The 18587-nt window shown below is 63.7% G+C and carries 15 protein-coding genes; 9 read left to right on the top strand and 6 right to left on the bottom strand.

What is annotated here, in order from left to right:
* Positions 1–288 precede the first annotated feature (288 nt).
* Entirely contained in the window at positions 289–471 is a 183-nt protein-coding gene (locus tag XH89_RS06400; protein ID WP_057757317.1) for a YdcH family protein, read from the top strand.
* A 175-nt stretch (positions 472–646) separates the two neighbouring features.
* On the opposite strand, the gene XH89_RS06405 is transcribed toward XH89_RS06400, so the two are convergent.
* Positions 647–1750 carry an NAD(P)/FAD-dependent oxidoreductase gene (locus XH89_RS06405; protein WP_194466260.1) on the bottom strand — a complete coding sequence of 368 codons (1104 nt, stop codon included), beginning with the start codon at positions 1748–1750 and terminating at the stop codon, positions 647–649.
* Between the two features lie 205 nt (positions 1751–1955).
* Here XH89_RS06405 and XH89_RS06410 point away from each other — a divergent pair, with 205 nt between their 5' ends.
* From XH89_RS06410 to XH89_RS06435, 6 genes are read left to right on the top strand one after another with little or no spacing between them, the layout of a single operon-like run.
* Positions 1956–4634 (top strand): EAL domain-containing protein, encoded by a 2679-nt coding sequence (locus tag XH89_RS06410; protein WP_194466261.1) that lies wholly within the window; start codon positions 1956–1958, stop codon positions 4632–4634.
* Positions 4635–4667: 33 nt separating this feature from the next.
* Positions 4668–6137: a glycerol-3-phosphate dehydrogenase gene (locus XH89_RS06415; RefSeq protein WP_194466262.1), complete on the top strand. Its 1470-nt coding sequence runs from the start codon at positions 4668–4670 to the stop codon at positions 6135–6137.
* A 52-nt stretch (positions 6138–6189) separates the two neighbouring features.
* Positions 6190–7359 carry an ABC transporter ATP-binding protein gene (locus XH89_RS06420; RefSeq protein ID WP_194466263.1) on the top strand — a complete coding sequence of 390 codons (1170 nt, stop codon included), beginning with the start codon at positions 6190–6192 and terminating at the stop codon, positions 7357–7359.
* On the top strand, positions 7356–8267 hold the full coding sequence (locus XH89_RS06425) for an ABC transporter permease (protein WP_194466264.1): 912 nt from the start codon (positions 7356–7358) through the stop codon (positions 8265–8267). The genes XH89_RS06420 and XH89_RS06425 overlap by 4 nt, the downstream gene beginning before the upstream one ends.
* A gap of 1 nt (position 8268) precedes the next feature.
* A complete protein-coding gene (locus tag XH89_RS06430) occupies positions 8269–9081 on the top strand; it encodes an ABC transporter permease (protein WP_194466265.1) in 813 nt (270 codons plus the stop codon).
* A gap of 13 nt (positions 9082–9094) precedes the next feature.
* Positions 9095–9595 carry a DUF6622 family protein gene (locus tag XH89_RS06435; protein WP_194466266.1) on the top strand — a complete coding sequence of 167 codons (501 nt, stop codon included), beginning with the start codon at positions 9095–9097 and terminating at the stop codon, positions 9593–9595.
* On the opposite strand, the gene XH89_RS06440 is transcribed toward XH89_RS06435, so the two are convergent.
* The 4 genes from XH89_RS06440 to XH89_RS06455 form a co-directional block, all read right to left on the bottom strand.
* Positions 9592–10458: a carbohydrate ABC transporter permease gene (locus XH89_RS06440; protein WP_194466267.1), complete on the bottom strand. Its 867-nt coding sequence runs from the start codon at positions 10456–10458 to the stop codon at positions 9592–9594. The two genes, XH89_RS06435 and XH89_RS06440, sit on opposite strands and share 4 nt — an antisense overlap.
* Positions 10455–11327, bottom strand: coding sequence for a carbohydrate ABC transporter permease (locus XH89_RS06445; RefSeq protein WP_194466268.1), 873 nt, complete (start codon positions 11325–11327; stop codon positions 10455–10457). Before XH89_RS06445 ends, XH89_RS06440 begins: the two co-directional genes overlap by 4 nt.
* Before the next feature lie 96 nt (positions 11328–11423).
* Positions 11424–12809 (bottom strand): ABC transporter substrate-binding protein, encoded by a 1386-nt coding sequence (locus tag XH89_RS06450; protein ID WP_194466269.1) that lies wholly within the window; start codon positions 12807–12809, stop codon positions 11424–11426.
* 273 nt (positions 12810–13082) lie between these two features.
* Complete coding sequence (locus XH89_RS06455; protein WP_194466270.1) at positions 13083–14063, bottom strand: LysR family transcriptional regulator; 981 nt, start codon at positions 14061–14063, stop codon at positions 13083–13085.
* 118 nt (positions 14064–14181) lie between these two features.
* On the opposite strand from XH89_RS06455, the gene XH89_RS06460 reads away from it, so the two are divergent.
* The gene (locus tag XH89_RS06460) at positions 14182–15255 is read left to right on the top strand and encodes a 4-oxalomesaconate tautomerase (RefSeq protein WP_194466271.1); all 1074 of its coding nucleotides are present in this window, start codon (positions 14182–14184) and stop codon (positions 15253–15255) included.
* Positions 15256–15322: 67 nt separating this feature from the next.
* The gene (gene dctA / locus XH89_RS06465) at positions 15323–16696 is read left to right on the top strand and encodes a C4-dicarboxylate transporter DctA (protein ID WP_194466272.1); all 1374 of its coding nucleotides are present in this window, start codon (positions 15323–15325) and stop codon (positions 16694–16696) included.
* On the opposite strand, the gene XH89_RS06470 is transcribed toward dctA, so the two are convergent.
* Entirely contained in the window at positions 16693–18585 is a 1893-nt protein-coding gene (locus XH89_RS06470; protein WP_194466273.1) for an AsmA family protein, read from the bottom strand. The two genes, dctA and XH89_RS06470, sit on opposite strands and share 4 nt — an antisense overlap.
* Between the last annotated feature and the right edge of the window lie 2 nt (positions 18586–18587).

Here is an 18587-nt window from a genome sequence, read left to right on the forward strand (position 1 = left end):
TGTGGATGCCCTGTGGAAATTATCGTCCTTGCGCGGCGTGATCGCAAGCGATCTGCGACCTTCGCGCACCGCTCCCTCGCAAGATATTTCAACGATTCGCGAGCGCGTGGCGCAAGCGCATTGATATCATGGAATTTTCGCCGAGTGGTTCCTTACTCACGGTTCGTTACATATGATTTTTCAAAAATGACGGTGCGACGACGGATACATATCGACAGAACGAATCGGTGATGTACACTTCGCTGTCCGGATCGAATCCAAGGTTCACCCCTGCCGAGGAGGTTTCGAATGACAATTCAGGCACATCTGGTTGAATTGGAACGGAAGCACAAAACTCTCGAAAACGAATTGCACGAAGCTCTCGTGCACCTTTCAACAGACGACCTGCAAATTGTTGAGTTGAAGCGCCGCAAGTTGATGGTCAAGGACCAGATCGAACGACTGAAGCAAACCGGCGACACGCTTCACTAGTAACCCCCGTAACAGCGTAGAGTTTGATCATATCCTTTCAGGCAGGGATGGGAGCTTTTGCGCTCATCCCTGGCTGTCAGATGTACACTGCGCGATCATCATTGCGCGGTGGAGGATCTCTATTCGGGCGCGTCTTCCTGACGCGAACCGGCATCCGCTTCGCTCGAAAGCGGCGCTAGATTTCTGCGAGCTCAGCAACGTGGTCCGCGATCGCGAGTGAGGATGTCAGTCCCGGCGATTCGATACCGAACAGATTGACCAGACCCGCGACGCCATGGTCGCGTGGACCCTGCATCAGAAAATCCTGCGTGGCGACTGCGGGCGGCACGATCTTCGGGCGGATGCCCGAATAGCTCGGCATCAGCGCGCCGTCGGGCAGCGTCGGCCAGTATTTGCGGATCGCCGGATAGAAGCGCTCGGCGCGTGACGGATCGACTTCGTAGTCGATCGTCTCGATCCATTCGACGTCGGGGCCGAAGCGCGCCTGGCCTGCCATGTCCAGCGTCAGATGCACCCCTAGCCCGCCGGGCTCGGGCACGGGATAGATCAGGCGCGAGAACGGCGCGCGCGCATTGCAGCTGAAATAATTGCCCTTGGCGAGATAGGCCGGCGGAATCCGGTCGATCGGCATGCCGTCGATGTGGCGTGCCACGGTCGTGGCCGAAAGCCCGGCGGCGTTGACGAGCAGGTCGCATTGCAGCGTCATCGGCGCTTCGCCGCCGGCTTCGATCTCGATCACGCCGGCCTCCGCCTTGGCGCGGATCAGCGGCGTGTGAAACGCGAAGGCCGCGCCCGCTTCCTCAGCTTCGCCGCGCAGCGAGAGCATGTAGGCATGGCTGTCGATGATGCCTGTCGACGGTGACAGCAGCGCGGCGTCGCAGGCCAGTGCCGGCTCCAGCGCACGCGCGGCCTCGCCGGAGAGCAACTGCATGTCGAGCACGCCATTGGCCTCGGCGTGCGCCTTGATCGATTGCAGCTTCTCGGTTTCCTTCGGATTGGTCGCGACGATCAGCTTGCCGCAGTTCTTGTGTGGGATGCCGCGCTCGCCGCAGTAGCGGTAAAGCGCATGCTTGCCGCTGACGCACATGCGCGCCATCCAGCTTCCGGCCCGGTAGTAGATCCCGGCATGGATCACCTCGCTGTTGCGCGAGGAGGTGACGGTGCCGATGGCCTCGGCCTCTTCGAGCACGATCACCTCGCGTCCCGCCTGGGCGAGCTTCCGGGCCACCGCGAGCCCGACGACGCCGGCTCCGATGACGACGCAGTCGACCCTATCCATGGTTTTGCAGAAGTCCCGCTGAAGGGGCCGATGGCGCCGGGTTGCCTGGAAAACGTGCTACGCGGCCGATTTCCGTTAAGGAAGCATTTATCATGTCAGGGCAATTGCCGTATTTCACGTCACATTTTTCTGTTGGACGTACAGGCGTTTACCCGATCCAAACCCGTGAAGCCAGACAATCCGCAGTTGAAATCGCGGGTGGCTGATGGCTGAGAAGAACTGGCACGAAGGCAGCATGCTTCCGATTGCTGTGCAGGCCGTCGTGTGCCTGACCAGCGCGGTCGCGCCTTCGCGCGCCTATGCGGACGGCCTCACGCCGCCGAGCCATCTTGGCGATATCGATCCCAATCTGATCTGGGAAGCCCTGATCGGGGGCGTTGCCGTCTGTGCGTTCCTGGTCGCCATCGCGCTGTGGATCCATTCCGCGCTGCGCCGGAGCAAGCGGGCACAGTTGCGCCGCAACGCGTTCATCTCCTCCGCCATGAACAATCTGAACCAGGGCGTGGTGATGACGGATGCGCAGCGGCGCATCATCTTCTGCAACGACCGCTATCTCGAGATCTACGGGCTGGCGCGCTCGGACCTGTGGACCGGCATGACCGGCTATGACATCCTCGGCCTGCGGCGCAAGCGCGGGGTCCTCGGCGTCTCCGATGACGACTTCTACGAGAAGGCGGCAAGTCCCAACGGCCTGATCACCGAACTGCCCGACGGTCGCGCCATCCTGGTCAAATATTTCGTGCTGCCCAATGGCGGGTCGGTGGCGTCCCATCTCGACGTCAGCGAGCAGCGCGCGCTGTCACGGCAGCTCGCCTCGACCAAGCAATTCCTGGAAACGGTGCTGGACAACGTGCCGGCCTGCGTCGCCGCAAAGAACATCGAGGACGGCCGCTACATCTTTGCCAACAGCGCCTATGAGCGCTTCTGGGGCTTTTCGCGGGACCAGGTCGTCGGAAAGAACGCGCGCGAGCTGTTCTCGTCCGATTCCGCCTCCTCCATCGAGGCGACCGACAGCGCCGCGCTTGCGGCGCCCGATGGTCAATATCGCAACGAGTTCGAGGTCGAGCGCAGCTCGGGACGACGCCGGGTTGCCTCGATCCGCATCGTGGTCCGCAACGAGAGCGACAAGCCGCAATTCCTGCTGATCGTGTTCGAGGACATTACCGATCGGCAATCGCTGTCGATGGAGCTGGAGAGCACCAAGAAGTTCCTTGAGCTCGTGGTCGACAACATTCCGGTCGCGTTGATCGTGGAGCAGGTCAAGGACGGCCGCTACCTGCTCGCCAACCGCAGCGCCGAGACGATTCTGAACCGCCGGCGCGAGGAAGCCACCGGCCTGACAGCCTCCGACATCTTCAATGCCAAGGAAGCCAAGCTGATCATCGCGCGCGACGAGGCCGCGATCAAGAAGCGCGGGGTGATCACCGAGGAGCATCCGATCTCCACCAAGGACGGCCTGCGCCTGTTCCTGACCCGGCGTGCCACGGTGCTCAACGACGCCGGCGAGCCGCAATATCTGATCAAGACCCACGAGGACGTCACCAATCGCCGGCAGACCGAGTCGCGCATGGCGCACATGGCCTACCATGATGGACTCACTGACCTGCCGAACCGGGCCGCGTTCCTTCAGGCACTGAACCAGATGATTGAGGCCTGCGAGGGGACTGACGAGGAATTCGCCGTTCTTTGCGTCGATCTCGACGGCCTCAAGGAGGTCAACGACGTGTTCGGCCATGCGCTTGGCGACAAGCTGCTGGTCGAGGTGGCCCAGCGGCTCCAGGACACCGCACGCGGCGGCCTCGTGGCGCGTCTGTCCGGTGACGAATTCGGCCTGATCATCGACGGCAAGCAGCCCGACATGGGCCTTGCGCTGGCGCAGCAGCTTGGCGAGGCACTGGCGCCGGAATTCCACATCGACGGCCGCGCCGTCCGCGCCGGCATCACCACCGGCATGTCGATCTTCCCGCATAATGGCCCCGACGGTGCCGCGCTGCTCGCCAATGCCGGCGCCGCCCTGTTCCGCGCCAAGCAGAAGTCGCGCGGAACGATCAGCCTCTACCAGCCCGAGATGGACCAGCAGATCCGCGACCGCCGCGTGCTGCACCAGGACCTCTCGATGGCGATCAAGAATGGCGAGCTCTCGCTTGCTTTCCAGCCGCAGGGTATCGCGCGCAACAGCGTCGCCGAGAGCGAGATCATCGGCTTCGAGGCCCTGGCGCGCTGGCAGCATCCGGTGCGCGGCCAGGTCTCGCCGGCCGAATTCATCCCGATCGCGGAGGAAAGCGGCCTGATCGTCGAGATGGGCGAGTGGATCCTGCGCGAGGCCTGCCGCGAGGCGGCGTCGTGGCCGAAGCCGCTCCAGGTCGCGGTCAATTTGTCGCCGGCGCAGTTCATGCACGGCGACGTGGTCGGTCTCGTCCATTCGATCCTGATCGAGACCGGACTTGCGCCCGGCCGGCTCGAGCTCGAAATCACCGAGGGCGTCCTCATCGAGGACTTCGATCGCGGTCTGGCGCTGTTGCGCCGGCTCAAGGCGCTCGGCGTGCGCATCTCGATGGATGATTTCGGCAGCGGCTATTCCTCGCTGAGCTATCTGCAGGCGTTCCCGTTCGACAAGATCAAGATCGACCGCGCCTTCATCATCAATCTCGGCCGCAACCCGCAATCGGCCGCGATCGTCCGCGCCGTGATCGATCTCGGCCACGGCCTCGAAATGTCGATCATCGCCGAGGGCGTCGAGACGGTCGACCAGCTCACCTTCCTCGCTCGCGAAGGCTGCGACGGTGTGCAGGGCTATCTGCTCGGCAAGCCGCTGCCGATCGGGCAATATGCCGGCCTCGTCGGCCGCGCCGAGGCCATGGAGCTTGCGCTCAAGACCGGTTAATGAAGAGGGCACTTCGCTCGCTTCGACGGTTTCATGGCAGATTACGACCTCGCGATCATCGGCGGCGGCCTGAACGGTGTCAGCCTTGCGCGCGATGCGGCCGGGCGCGGTCTGCGGGTCATTCTCATCGAGCAGGGCGATCTGGCTGCTGCGGCCTCATCGGCGACGCCACGATTGATCCATGGCGATCTGTCGGTGCTGGAGCGGCGCGGCTTCCGGCGGGTGCGCCGGGCGCTGGCCGAGCGGCGGACCTGGCTCCGGATCGCGCCGCATCTGGTGCGGCCGATGCGCTTCGTGATCCCCGCCCATTCCGACGAGCGTCCGCCGTGGCTGCTGCGCGCGGGGCTATATGTCTATGACGCACTGACGAGCCGGGGCGGCTTGCCGGCATCGGCCACGCTCGACATCACGCATCATCCGGTCGGCAATGCGCTGAAACGCCCGTTCGGCATCGCCTTTGAATATGCCGATTGTGTCGTCGACGATTCGCGCCTGGTGGTGCTCACGGCGCTGGATGCCGCCGAGCGTGGCGCCGCGATCCGGACCGGGGCGCGCTGCGTGCGCGCCGACCGGACCGACATCTGGCGCCTCGCGCTGGTCGATCGCGGCCATCGCCGGGTGATCACGGCGCGTGCGCTGGCCAATGCCACCGGCGGCTGGACGTCGATGGTCGCAGAGACCGTGTTGCGGCAACCGCAACCGGCCCTGGCCGCCATGCAGATGAGCCAGATCATCGTGCCCAGGCTGTTCGATTCCGACAACGTCTATGTGTTCCAGAACCATGACGGTCGACTTATTTTTGCCAGCCCGTTCGAGCGCGACTTCACCCTGATCGGCACTGTCACGCATGAATTTACCGGTGATCCCGCTGTTGTTGCGATGCCCGGCGCCGATGTCAGCTATCTCTGCGAGGCGGCAAGCCGTTATTTCCGCGAGCGCGTCGCTCCGACCGACGTGGTGCGCACGGTATCCGGCGTCAATCTGACGCCCGCGTCCGCGCGGCGACGCGACGGGACGACGTTGTTCCACGCGCGCCGGCGCAAGGCACCACTGCTGACGATGTTCGGCGGCGATGTCACGACCTCGCGCTTTCGCGCCGAGCGGGCGGTGACGCGGCTGACGCCGTTCTACCCGATGTCGCGGCCATGGACTTCAGGCGCGGCACTGCCCGGTGGCGATTTCGCCTGGGATCGTTTCGAGACCGAAGTTGATCTTGCGTGCCACCGCTGGCGCTTTCTCTCCGAATCACAGGCCCGGCGCCTGGTTGCGGCCTATGGCTCGCGATTGCCGGCCGTATTGGGCGAGGCGAAGACTCGCGACGAGCTCGGTCCCGCTTTCGGTCCCGACCTGACCGGTGCCGAGGTCCGCTATCTCATGGCAAGCGAATGGGCGCGCTTCCCCGAGGACATCCTGTGGCGCCGCTCCAAGCTCGGCCTGACCATGCCCGCGGCGGACCGCGATGCGCTGGCAGCGTTCATGGCGGATCCGTCTCGAACCGGTTGAGCAAAGGCCGATCCGCCGCTAGCGTGCGGCGGCATTGGGGTTGGCAGGGACCATGATTGACGAGTTGCCGAGAGCGGATGCCGGGGAGAAAACGGCCGGAGATGCGTATCCGGCCGCGGGTGCGCCCTTGCTGCGCATCGAGAGCGTGGCCAAGACGTTCGGAACCTTCCGTGCCGTGGACGGCGTGTCGCTCGACATCAAGGCAGGCGAGTTCTTCGCGCTGCTGGGGCCGAGCGGCTGCGGCAAGACCACGCTGCTGCGCATGCTTGCCGGCTTCGAGGCGCCGGATGAAGGTCGCATCCTGCTCGGCGGCAAGGATATCGCGCAGGCGCTGCCGCACGAGCGGCCCATCAACATGATGTTCCAGAACTACGCGCTGTTTCCGCATCTGTCGGTGCGCGACAACATCGCCTTCGGCCTCAAGCGCGCCGGCATGGCGCGCGCCGAGATCGCAACGCGTGTTGCCGAGATGGTCGCGCTGGTGAAGCTCGAGGGGCTGGAGAAACGTAAACCGGATCAGCTCTCCGGCGGCCAGCGCCAGCGTGTCGCGCTGGCCCGCGCGCTGGCGCGCCGGCCGCAATTGCTGCTGCTCGACGAGCCGCTCGCAGCCCTCGACAAGAAGCTGCGCGAGAGCACGCAAGGAGAGCTCATGGAGCTGCAGCGCCGGCTCGGCATGACCTTCATCATCGTCACCCACGACCAGGAAGAGGCGATGACGATGGCTGATAGAATCGGCGTGATGAAATCGGGCAAGCTCGCCCAGGTCGCTGGCCCCCGCGACCTTTATGAAGCGCCGCGGTCGCGCTGGGTCGCGGAGTTCGTCGGCGACATCAATCTGTTCGACGCCGAGTCCAAATTGCGCGACGGCCATCGCCTAATCATTGGCACGCGTGATGCGGGCACGCTGGTGGTGGCCGAGCCGCGCCAGCCCGTCGGCGAGAGCAGATTTTCGGTCGCGATCCGCCCCGAGAAGGTCAAGCTGTCGCGTCGTGGTCCCGCAAGTGAGGCCGGTCATGAAACCGCGATCAACCAGCTCGACGGCGTGATCGCCGACATCTGCTATCTCGGCGGCACCACCACCTACAAGGTGAGGCTCGATACGGGCGGAATGGTGCAGGCCTCGGTCGCCAACAGCGCGCGCCTCGACGTCGATGCCTACAGCCTGAACCAGCAAATCGTCGCCTGGTTCACGCCCGACGATTGCATGGTGCTGCCGTCATGAGCGCGCGCCGGATATTTGCGCGACCGGCGCGCTTTGCCGCGATCGCGCCCTATGTCTGGATGGTGCTGTTCTTCCTGGTGCCGTTTGGCTTCGTGCTGAAGATCAGCCTGTCGCAGACCGCGATCGCGCAGCCGCCCTACGAGCCGGTGTTCGACCTGACGGCGGGCTGGTCGGCGATCCGGGCGGCCTTTGCCGCGCTCTCGATCGACAATTTCAGGCTGCTCGCCTCCGACGACATCTATGTGTTCGCCTATCTGCGCAGCCTGACCGTTGCCGTGACGGCGACCGCTCTGTTGCTGCTGATCGGCTATCCCATTGCTTATGGCATGGCGCGGCTGCCGAAGCGCTGGCAGGCGGTGGCGATGGTGCTGGTGATCGTGCCGTTCTGGACCTCGTTCCTGATCCGCATCTATGCCTGGATCAACATCCTCCAGCATGACGGCCTGCTCAATCAGATCCTGCTGGCGCTGCATCTGGTCAGCGCGCCGGTGGTGTGGCTCTCCACCGACACCGCGATGTATATCGGCATCGTCTATTCCTATCTGCCGTTCATGATCCTGCCGCTCTATGCCACGCTCGCCAAGATGGAGCCGGCGCTGGAGGAAGCGGCCGGCGATCTCGGCGCGCCGCCGTGGCAGGTGTTTTGGCTCGTCACCTTCCCGCTATCGCTGCCGGGCGTCGGCGCCGGCGTGCTGCTCTGCTTCATCCCGATCGTTGGCGAGTTCGTGATCCCGGATCTTCTCGCCGGCTCCAACTCGCTGATGATCGGCCAGACGCTGTGGCTGGAATTCTTCACCAACAAGGACTGGCCGGTTGCCTCCGCTGCGGCGATCATCCTGCTTGTGGTGCTGCTGCTGCCGCTTCTGCTCTATGAGCGACTGCAGCGGCGGCAGCTGGAGGAGGGGTGAGATGCGCAAAATCTCCCGCCTGTCCCGCTTCAACATTGCCTCGCTCACGCTGGGGCTGGCCTTCCTCTACTTGCCGATTCTCATTCTCGTCATCTACTCCTTCAACGCCTCGCGGCTGGTGACGGTGTGGGGCGGCTGGTCGCTGCGCTGGTATCACGAGTTCTTCGCTGACCGCGCCATGATCGAGGCGTCCTGGATGAGCCTGCGGGTCGCGGTCTCATCCGCGACCATCGCCACGCTGACCGGCACGCTGGCGGCGGTGGCACTGTCGCGCGGGGAGCGCTTTCGCGGCCGCACGCTGTTCTCCGGCATGCTCTATGCGCCGCTGGTGATGCCGGAGGTGATCACGGGATTGTCGCTGCTGTTGCTGTTCGTCGCGCTGAATGCCGAGCGCGGCTTCTGGACGGTGACGATCGCCCACACCACGCTGACGATGTGCTTCGTGGCCGTCGTCGTGCAGTCGCGCCTCGGCTCGCTCGACCGGTCGCTGGAGGAGGCTGCGATGGATCTCGGCTGCGCGCCCGTCCGCGCCTTCCTGTCGGTGACGCTGCCGCTGATCGCGCCTGCGATCGTCGCCGGATGGATGCTCGCCTTCACGCTCTCGCTCGACGACCTCGTGATCGCGAGCTTCACCACGGGACCAGGCTCGGCAACCCTGCCGATCCGGATCTATTCCGAGGTGAGGCTCGGCGTGAAACCGGAGATCAACGCGATCTGTACGCTGGTGATCGCCCTGATCGCGGTCGTCATCGTCATCGCCTCGCTCGCTTCAAAGCTGTCAAGCTCGCAAGGCGAGAGCGCGGCGCCGTTGTAAGTCGGAGGCCATTATGACATTTGCTTACCAGATTCTGATCCACACCCCCTTCTGGGTCTGGGCGTTGCTTGCCTATCTGGTCTGGCAGGGAATCAAGGCGATGCAGCCGCGCAAGGCGCCGATCTGGCGTGCGTTGATCGTCCCCGTCGTTTTCGTCGTCTGGGGCGTTTCGAGGATCGGTTTCGGACATCAGGACAGCCAATGGCCGCTCGTCGCATGGGTTGTCGCGGCGCTCGTTCTGCTGCCGCTCGGGGGGCTGACACCACGTCCGTTCGATGTCGATCACAAGACGGGAGAGATTATCCGTCCAGGCAGCGCGTTCGCCCTGATTCGCAATCTCGCCGTGTTCACCCTGCAGTACGCGGTAGGCGTGATCTCCGCTATCGATGCCGGCGATCGAGCCCTCGCAATCATCGTCGGCCGCGCCATCTCGGGCGCGACCGCCGGCTACTTCTTCGGCTCGATGATCGCGCTGCTGCTCGCCTATCGCAGGAAGCGCGCCGAGGATGTTTAGGACTTCACCGCACCTGCCGTCAGCCCGCCCACCATGTAGCGGCGGAAGGCGTAATAGACTGCGGCCGGCGGCAGCGCATAGATGAAGCCCGTGGTCATAAGCAGCTCCCACGGCGAATCGTCCGCGGAGAGGAAGTTGCCGAGCGCTACGGGCAGCGTGATGTCCTGATCGTTCGAAAGCAGCAGGAACGCGTAAAGATATTCGTTCCAGGCGAGCAGCACCGCGTAAGTGCCGATCGCGACCAGCGACGGCATCATCAACGGCAGATAGACCAACCGGAAGATCTGCAACGTGGTGGCGCCGTCCATCACGGCGGCCTCATCCAGCTCGACCGGCAGCTTGTCGGAGGCCTGCTTCAGCACCCAGATCGCGTAAGGCGAGGCAATCGTCACCATGGCGAGGATCAGCGACCAATGATTGTTGAGCAGACCGTAATTGCCCATGGTGCGGTACATCGGCACGGCAAGGAATGCCGCGGGGATGAAATAGGTGAACAGCGCGAGATTCAACACTACGCGTCCGCCCGGCACCTTCAGCCGCGAGATCGAGAACGCCGCGGCCGTGGCGACGACCAGTGTCAGCGCGCCAACGGCGGCCGCAATCACCACCGAATTCCAGAACTGCACATAGAAGTCACGCAGGAAATAGTGCTGCTGTTTGAACACGATTTCGAAGTTGTGCAGCGTCGGATGGTCCGGCCACAGCTTGCCCGAGAACGCGTCTTCCTTCGGCGAGATCGCGAACAGGAACATGTGATAGATCGGAATCATCGTCCACAGGAAGACGGGAATGCCGATCAGCAGCAGCCGCGCTTCGGTCGCGACGTCGCGCCAGGAAAATTCACTTACGCCGGGAAGCTTCATCGCGACAACCGTTTCATCATGAAGTACACGAGCGGCAGGACGAACGGCATCGCGCAGACGATGGAGGCCATCGCGAGCGAGAGCTGGTCGAGCCGCAAATAGCGGATGCCGAGTGTCGACAGCACATGTGTGAGGTCGGCCGGGCCACCGCCGGTGAGCAGATAGACGCTGTTGAAGTCGCCGAGCGTCCAGATCATCGAGAGCAGCGTGCAGGTCACGTAGAGTGTCTGCATCGACGGCCAGGTGATGAAGCGGAATTTCTGCCACCAGCTGGCGCCGTCGACCTCGGCGGCCTCGAACAGATCATGCGGGATCGCAAGGCGGCCGGTGATCAGGATCAGCGTCCAGAACGGCAGCGACTTCCAGATGTGCACGGCGATCGCCATGGTCAGCGCGATGGTCGGGTCGTTCAGCCAGTTCGGGCCGTCGTCACCGGTGAAAGTGAAGATGAAATGGTTCACCATGCCCCATTCGGGGTTGAGCATGAACCGCACCGACAGGATGGTCGGAATCGACGGCACCGCCCAGGGCAGGATGAAGATCACCGACAACCATTTGATCCAGGTGCGCTGCTGGGCGAAGAAGCCGGACAGGACCAGCGCGATCAACATCTTGATGTTGATGCCGATGACCAGGAAGATCAGCGTGTTGATTGCGGCACGCGCGAACACGGGGTCGTTGTAAAGCTCGACATAGCTCGCCGGATGGCGCGCCAGCCACAGGCCGTAGCTGACGGGATAGACGACGAAAGCGAGGAACACGAGCAAGTAGGGCGCGAGCAGCACGATGCCCCAGACCTGCGCCGGGGTCAGCCGCGACGACAAGGGTGGCGCGGGGACTGCTTGATCACCAGAGAGCGTAATCGCCATTCTTTTCGGACTCTTCAAAGAGAAGCCGGCCGCAAAGCGCGGCCGGTGTTGTTCTTATACCTCTCCCCGCCGAGCGGGGAGAGGGAGGGATAGAACTTAGCCTGCGACTTGCTTGATGCGGGCGATCATCTCGTCGACGGCCTTGTCGACCGGGATCTTCTCGCTGACCACCCGGTTCATCGCCTTGGCAAACACGTTCTCGTTGTTCAGGATCGTGAACTTGTAGTTCTTGGTGAAGTCGAACGGAATCGTGCCACCGGTGAACTGCGTGTAGGCTGCCTTGCGGTGCTTGTCGGCCTGCCAGAACGGGCTTTGCTGACTCGCCTTCGTGACCGGGAACCAGCGTCCGAGTCCTCCTTCGACATAGGGCTTCAGGTTCTCTTCCTGCATCAGGAACTTGATGAACTCCTTGCCTTCCGCCTTGTTCTTGGAGGCCGAGAAGATCACACCCGTCTTGACGTCGGAGCGGTACTTCATCGGCGTGCCGTCCGGCTTGTTGGGGAATCCGGTGGTGATGATGTCCTGCTCATAGGCCTTCTTGCCCGCGTCGCGCTGCTCTTGCGTGAGTGCCGGATTGATCGAGTCCTCATACCATTTCGCCGGAATCGAGATCGTAAAGTTGTGAGTCATCACGATCGTCTTGTTATGGAAGGCGACGTTGTTGTCGGGGTCCTTCCAGGTGGTCGAAGAGGGCGGCGTACAGCCCCTGGTGTAGATGTCCGTGTAATCCTTGAGCGCATGGATCAGGCCGTCGCGGACCTTGGGATCGTCGACCGTGATCTTGCCGTCGTCGTCGACCAACTTGACGTTATAGGCGTCCATGAAAGTGTAGAACGACTGGAATGCGTCGGTGGACTCCACACCCATCGGCTGTCCGATCGCGTAGAGGCGCTGGCCAGTCGCCTTGCGGATGCCCGGCTGGACCTTGTCGCACCAGAACGACCAGTAGTCATTCCATTTGGTCGGGATGTCGCTCTGCTTGAAGCCGGCCTTCTCCAGCATGTCGTTCCAGATGTTGACATGCATGGTCTGCTGCTTGAGCGGGAAGCCGTAATAGCCCTTCTTCTTGGTTTGGTCGTTGTAGAGGAGGGCCGTCTCCAACGTGTTCGGTGCAAACGCGTCCTTCATGGGCAGCAGAATGTCGGAGAGGTCTTCGAGCTTGCCTTCGAACGCCCACTTGCCGGCCGCTTGCACGTCATATGTGTCGGAGTAGGCGACGTCAGGCACCGTGCCTGAATCCAGTGCTGCGACGGTCTTCGGAATCATGTCCTGAACCGCATATTGCGACAGTTCGACCTTGATGCCACTCTTGTCTTCGAACTTCTTGATCGCTGCGAGCAGCGCGTCATCCTCGGATTTGTAAAAACCCTTCACCCACCAGACCGTGATCGTCTTCTGCTGCGCAAAAGCGGGTGCGGCGGCTGCAAACAGTCCGACCGCAGCGACCGCCAATGAAACTGCGCCAATAACCTTGGATCTCACGTTTTTCTCCCTCAAACGGCCGGTGTTTTTAACCGGTCGTATAAAACACTAGCGCATGGCGGAAGTCCGATCTAGCGCCATCTTGTCAGACCAATGTCGTGGGGACAGGGCTCGCACAAATGCTTAACGCGCGCATCGATCCAATCGCCGCATCAATTCGCGGCAATCAATTCGCCCCGTGAGGTGCGGCTTCGGCCTGACGCACCTGGACGGATTGATCCGAGGAACTCCGCTTCGAGCGGGAATTGCCTGCCCGGCACTCTGCCGCGGCTGTCAGCGTTTCCGCCTCACGCCCGCCGAAGCTGTGTTCGAACTTGCCTCGGCGGATCGGGAGCGCGGCTTGCCTTGTCCGTTGGTCGGGGAAGGAGAGCGCCATGCCTCCAGCAGCATCTTGAGGAATTGGCTGGAATGAGGGGATAGCGTCGCCCCGCGCCTGCGTACGATGCCGATCGTCCGCGACACTTCCGGCTCGGTCAAGCTGACGGTGTGAATGATCGGATGGCCGGCGGCAGGCGTTGCCAGCCTCGGCAGCACGGCGATGCCGAGGCCCGCTTCGACCAGACCAAGCGAGCCGGAGAGGTGAGCGACTTCGTAGGACCAGTTCAGCTGCAGGCCGTGTCGCGCCAGCGCATTGTCGATCAACGCGCGATTGCCACTGTTGCGACCGACGGTGATGACCCGGTGCGGCGCGATCTCCCGCCAGCTCACCTGTTTGCGGGAAGCCAGCGGATGGTCATGACGGCAAGCCAGCACGAAAGGATCCTCGACCAGTTTCTCGAATTCGATCTCGGCATGCGAAGCTCCAATGAAATTGATGCCGAAGTCGACTTCTCCGCGCGCAACCGCTTCCAGTCCTTCGTTGGCACCGATGTCCAGAATCCGGATGCGAATGCGCGGATACGCTTCGGCAAACCGGCCGATCGCACGCGGCAGGAAGTAGAACACCGCGGTCGGGACCGCGGCCACCGAGACCAGGCCTGAACTTCGCGCGCCGATATCGTGGATGGCCAGCACCGAGGTCTCGAACTCGTCGATGAGGCGCCGCACTTTCGGCAGCAAGTCGCGGCCGGTCATGGTGAGATTGACGTGGCGTGTCGACCGCTCGAGCAACGGTGCGCCGAGACTTTCCTCCAGCTTCTGAATGCGGCGGCTGAGCGCAGGCTGCGACAGGTTCACCGCCTTGGCGGTCCGGACAAAGCTGCCCGTCTCTGCGACGGTGATGAACGCCTTGAGGTCGAGCAGTTCTGCGTTCATGGCGGGGCTCCATTATTTCGATAATTGAAACATTACATCAGATATTTGCATTTCACAAAAGAGTTGGGAGGGTGGATGTTCCGGTGCGGGCGAAGATGTCGCCGAACGGAACAGCGCCATGAACGATCAAATTGCCATTCCCTGTGTGGTCATGCGCGGGGGTACCTCGCGTGGGCCGTTTTTCCTGGCCCGCGATCTTCCGGCCGACCCCAGGATGCGCGATGAGCTCCTATTGTCGGTGATGGGAGGCGGGCACGATCTTGGAATCGATGGAATCGGTGGCGGCAATGCCGTCATCAACAAGGTCGCGATCGTCGGACCCGCATCAGTACCGAACGCCGATGTCGACTACCTGTTTGCCCAGGTCCGTGTCCGCGAAGGGATCGTCGACACCTCGCCAAACTGCGGAAACATGCTGGCGGCCGTGGGACCGTTCGCAATCGAAGCCGGCCTGGTCGCCGCGACCGCCGATCGCACCCATGTGCGCATCCACAATGTCAACACCGGCAAGCTGATTGATGCCACGGTTGCCACTCCCGGCGGGCGGGTGACTTACGAGGGTGAGGCGCGGATCGACGGCGTGCCGGGAACGGCCGCGCCCATCGAGCTGTCCTTTCCCAACGCGGCCGGCGCGCGCACCGGTCGCCTGCTGCCGACGGGACGACCGGTCGACCGTATCGATGGGATCGAGGTGACCTGCATCGACGCGGCGATGCCGGTCATGCTGATCCGCGCGGCGGATCTGGGATGGACCGGCCGCGAGGCGCCATCGGATTTCGTCGACAGCGGCTTCCGCGCGCGTCTCGAAAGCCTGCGCGTCGAGGCCGGACGCCTGATGGGTTTTCCAGATGCCGCGAACATGGTGATCCCGAAGCCGGTTCTGATTGCCTCTGCCGGCGAGGCGACGTTGAACGTCAGATACTTCATGCCGCACGAGTGCCACAGCGCGCTGGCGGTGACCGGCGCCGTCGCGATTGCAACCGCGTGCCTCACGCCCGGAACCATCGCCGCAGAGATGGTTGGACCCCTGGCGCCGCCGGTGCCGATCACGCTCGCCCATCCCTCCGGCCAGCTCGTGGTTCGGCTGGAGCCCGGGCCGGTCGCCCGGGTGCAGCGGACAGCCCGGCGGATCTTCGAGGGCCAGGTCTTCGCGCGCCGGTCGCACGTGACCCACTCGGTCCTGGCGGCCTGACGTCCGCCGCCTCCGCAGCCATCAAGAAAATCAGAGTCATAAAATCAGAGTCATGGGAGAAGCGAGAATGCACAGGGAAGCGCGGGTTGGAGACGAGACCGCCCAGGCGCGGAAGCCGTTCTACCGGATCCTCTACGTCCAGGTCCTGATCGGCCTCATGCTGGGCGTCGTCACGGGCCATGTCTGGCCCGAATTCGGCGCCGCGCTGAAGCCCTTCGGAGACGGCTTCGTCAAGCTGGTCAAGATGATGATCGCACCGATCGTGTTCTGCACCATCGTCAGCGGCATCAACAGCATCAGCGATTCCCGCGAGGTCGGTCGCACGCTGGTGAAATCCATGGCGCTGTTCTATCTGCTGACCGTGCTCGCCCTGCTGGCCGGGCTGATGGCTGTTTCGTTGATCCAGCCGGGCGTAGGCATGCATGTTTCAGTCAGTACGCTGGATCCGTCGGTGGCTGCGAAGTTCACCAAGCAGGCGGCTGCGACCGGATTTGCGGACTTCATGCTCCACATCATCCCGCATTCGTTTTTCGGAGCGTTCGCGGACGGCGAAGTGCTGCCGGTCCTGCTGGTCTCCATCCTGATCGCCTTTGGCCTCAGCCGTGCCGGTGACGGCGGCGCCGCGGTGACCAAGGCAATCGCCTCGTTCTCGCACGTGCTGTTTGTGTCCTTCGGCTTTGTCATGAAGCTCGCGCCGCTCGGGGCCTTCGGCGCCATGGCGTTCACGGTGGGACGCTACGGCGTCCGCTCGATTGGCTCGCTCGGACTGCTGATCCTGACCTTCTACGTCGCTTGCTCCGTCTTCGTGGTCGTGGTGCTCGGGACTTTGGCACGGCTGAACGGCTTCAGCCTGTGGAGGACCATCCGCTACTTCAGGGAAGAATTGCTGATCGTGCTCGGCACGTCCTCGTCGGAGCCGGCGTTGCCCGGCGCGCTGCGCAAGCTGGAGCAGCTCGGATGCCGGAAAGGCGTGTCGGGACTCGTGCTGCCGATGGGCTACTCGTTCAATCTGGACGGCAGCGCCATCTATCTCACCCTGGCTTCCATCTTCATCGCGCAGGCTTGCGACATTCACCTGTCATGGGGGCAGATCGCGGCAATGCTCGGACTGATGCTGCTGACGTCCAAAGGGGCGGCCGGCGTCACCGGCAGCGGCTTCGTCGCGCTTGTCGCGACCCTGTCCGTCATGCCGGATCTGCCCGTGACCGGCGTGGCGCTGCTGGTCGGCATCGACCGCTTCATGTCGGAAGCGCGGGCCCTGACCAGCATGATCAGCAACTGTGTCGCGGCCATAGCCGTTTCGCTGTGGGAGAATGCCTGTGACCGCGAGGTGTTGGCGCGCGAACTGGGGCAGGGCGAAACCTCGACCGGAACGAAAATCGGCGAGGGGACGGTGCGTGAGGACAAGAGCTGGCTCGCGACCACGCGATCGGCAGCTTAGTTGGACTTCGCGCCCTCTTTGGCGTTCTCGGCCGTCGGCGATTCAGCCGATGGCGGTCGCTTTCCGCCGCCGGTGATGCGCTGCTTCAGCAGGTCGAGGAAGGGAGATGCGGCAGGCGAATGCCGGATCAGGGCCTCGGGATCGGGGAAGATCAGCGGATCGTCCCAGGGACCCTGCACCATGAAGGGCAATTGAAAGCCTGACGTCGTGTTGAGACTCGCCACGCCCTTCATGTCGTATTCGCGCGTCGGCACCGAGGCGGTGCCGGTCAGCGTGATCTTCGCCGAAGGCCCCTCGATGCGGATGTCCTCGGCGGTGGCGATGCCGTCGGCGAATTTCACCGCAATGGTGAGGTTGTCATAGGGCGTCGTGCCGTTGCGGAAATTGCCGCCGCCGGACAGCGGCCGGCGTTCGAGCCGCTTCAAGAGCTGCTCGGCGTTGAAGCCCGAGATCGCGCCGTCATGCCCGGTCACCGTTGCGGTGCCGTCGAGCGACTGCATCAGGCCGAACGGGCTCGAGCCGGAGGCGACAAGGGACACGCTGATATTGCCGCGGCCGGACAGCTTGTTGAGGCCGAACAGCTCGGTGGCACAGGCCTGGAGGTCGACGTCGGTGAACTGGAATTGCGCCTTGATGTCGGCGACGGTGTCGGAGCGCGCAATGCCGAACGAGCCCTTCGCGATGCCGCCATAGACCTGGGCCTCGCCGACCGAGAGCGCCAGCGTGCCGTTGCGCAAATTGGCGCCGATCGCGGTGCGGCCGAGCTTGGTCGGGCCGACCGTCAGCCTGGCTGCGGACAGGCGCATGTCGAGGTCGGTGGTGGAGAGGCCATTGAGGTCGAACAGCTGCCTGTTCCAGTCGCGCGCGCCGCTCGCGAGCAGGCGGAAGGTCGAGATGTAGGGCGTGAAGTCGAGCGCATCGGCGGCGAGCGTCGCCTGCAGCGTCTGCCGGCCGTTATTGGCATAGGTCATCACGCCCTCGGCGGCGTTGCCGTCGAGCTCGACATTGACGTTGGTGAGCGCGATCGAGGCGCCCACGACATTGGCGCGCGCCTTCAGCGTGAAGCGGCCGAAGCCGCCGCTGCCGGGCTGCGGCTGCCCGGTCCAGCGCAGCGCGTTGCGCAAGGATGGGCTGTCGATCGTGAGGGTGCCTTCCATCATCGGGCTGGTGCGGTTGGCGACGCTGCCGTCAAAGGCAAGCTTGAGCGGCGCGCTCGCGATCCGCGCCTTCAGCCCGGAACGGTCGCCCGACAGGGCGGCGACGAAGTCGGCAAAGCCTATCGAGCCGTCGACGCGCTCGCCGCGCCAGTCGAACTGGCCGGTCGCGGCGAAGGAGCGCGAGATCGAGGGCCAGGCCAGCGACAGGTCGATGTCCTCGAACTTCTCGGTGGCGTGCGTGGCGGCGTCCTCGTAATTGAGCACGCCGTCCTGGATCCTGATCTCGGAGAACGAGACCTGGTTGTCGGCGCCGGGCTTCATCGTCCGCGCGATGGTCTGGATGAAGGGCGTCCAGTTGCTCTCGCCATCCGGCTTCAGGCTGACATGGATGTGCGGCCGCAGCAGCGTCAGGTCGGCGATCTCGAACCGTTGCAGCAGCAGGGGCAGGAGGCGGAGATTGGCGGTAAGCACGTCGACATGGAGCGCGGGGTCGCTGGTGCCGCCGCCCTTGAGGCCAACGTCATGGAAGGAAATATAGCTTGCCGGCAGCACGGAAATGTCGATGCTGCCCGCGACATTGAGCTCGAGCCCGGTGACGTCGCGGATCTGCGCTTCCACCGCCTTGCGCAGCGCGTCGCGGTTGATGAGCCAGGAAGTCGCGATCAGGGCGATCAGCGCGACGCCGAGCAGCGCCGCGATCGGCGTCCCGAGGCGCTTCATTCCTTGGGCCATGG

This window comes from Bradyrhizobium sp. CCBAU 53340 (assembly GCF_015291645.1).
Classification (GTDB): Bacteria; Pseudomonadota; Alphaproteobacteria; order Rhizobiales; family Xanthobacteraceae; genus Bradyrhizobium.

Coding starts and splice junctions, on each gene's coding strand:
- XH89_RS06440 (WP_194466267.1), bottom strand. CDS start 10,458: ATGAAGCTTCCCGGCGTAAGTGAATTTTCCTGGCGCGACGTCGCGACC.
- XH89_RS06420 (WP_194466263.1), top strand. CDS start 6,190: ATGATTGACGAGTTGCCGAGAGCGGATGCCGGGGAGAAAACGGCCGGA.
- XH89_RS06400 (WP_057757317.1), top strand. CDS start 289: ATGACAATTCAGGCACATCTGGTTGAATTGGAACGGAAGCACAAAACT.
- dctA (WP_194466272.1), top strand. CDS start 15,323: ATGCACAGGGAAGCGCGGGTTGGAGACGAGACCGCCCAGGCGCGGAAG.
- XH89_RS06415 (WP_194466262.1), top strand. CDS start 4,668: ATGGCAGATTACGACCTCGCGATCATCGGCGGCGGCCTGAACGGTGTC.
- XH89_RS06455 (WP_194466270.1), bottom strand. CDS start 14,063: ATGAACGCAGAACTGCTCGACCTCAAGGCGTTCATCACCGTCGCAGAG.
- XH89_RS06460 (WP_194466271.1), top strand. CDS start 14,182: ATGAACGATCAAATTGCCATTCCCTGTGTGGTCATGCGCGGGGGTACC.
- XH89_RS06430 (WP_194466265.1), top strand. CDS start 8,269: ATGCGCAAAATCTCCCGCCTGTCCCGCTTCAACATTGCCTCGCTCACG.
- XH89_RS06405 (WP_194466260.1), bottom strand. CDS start 1,750: ATGGATAGGGTCGACTGCGTCGTCATCGGAGCCGGCGTCGTCGGGCTC.
- XH89_RS06445 (WP_194466268.1), bottom strand. CDS start 11,327: ATGGCGATTACGCTCTCTGGTGATCAAGCAGTCCCCGCGCCACCCTTG.
- XH89_RS06410 (WP_194466261.1), top strand. CDS start 1,956: ATGGCTGAGAAGAACTGGCACGAAGGCAGCATGCTTCCGATTGCTGTG.
- XH89_RS06470 (WP_194466273.1), bottom strand. CDS start 18,585: ATGGCCCAAGGAATGAAGCGCCTCGGGACGCCGATCGCGGCGCTGCTC.
- XH89_RS06435 (WP_194466266.1), top strand. CDS start 9,095: ATGACATTTGCTTACCAGATTCTGATCCACACCCCCTTCTGGGTCTGG.
- XH89_RS06425 (WP_194466264.1), top strand. CDS start 7,356: ATGAGCGCGCGCCGGATATTTGCGCGACCGGCGCGCTTTGCCGCGATC.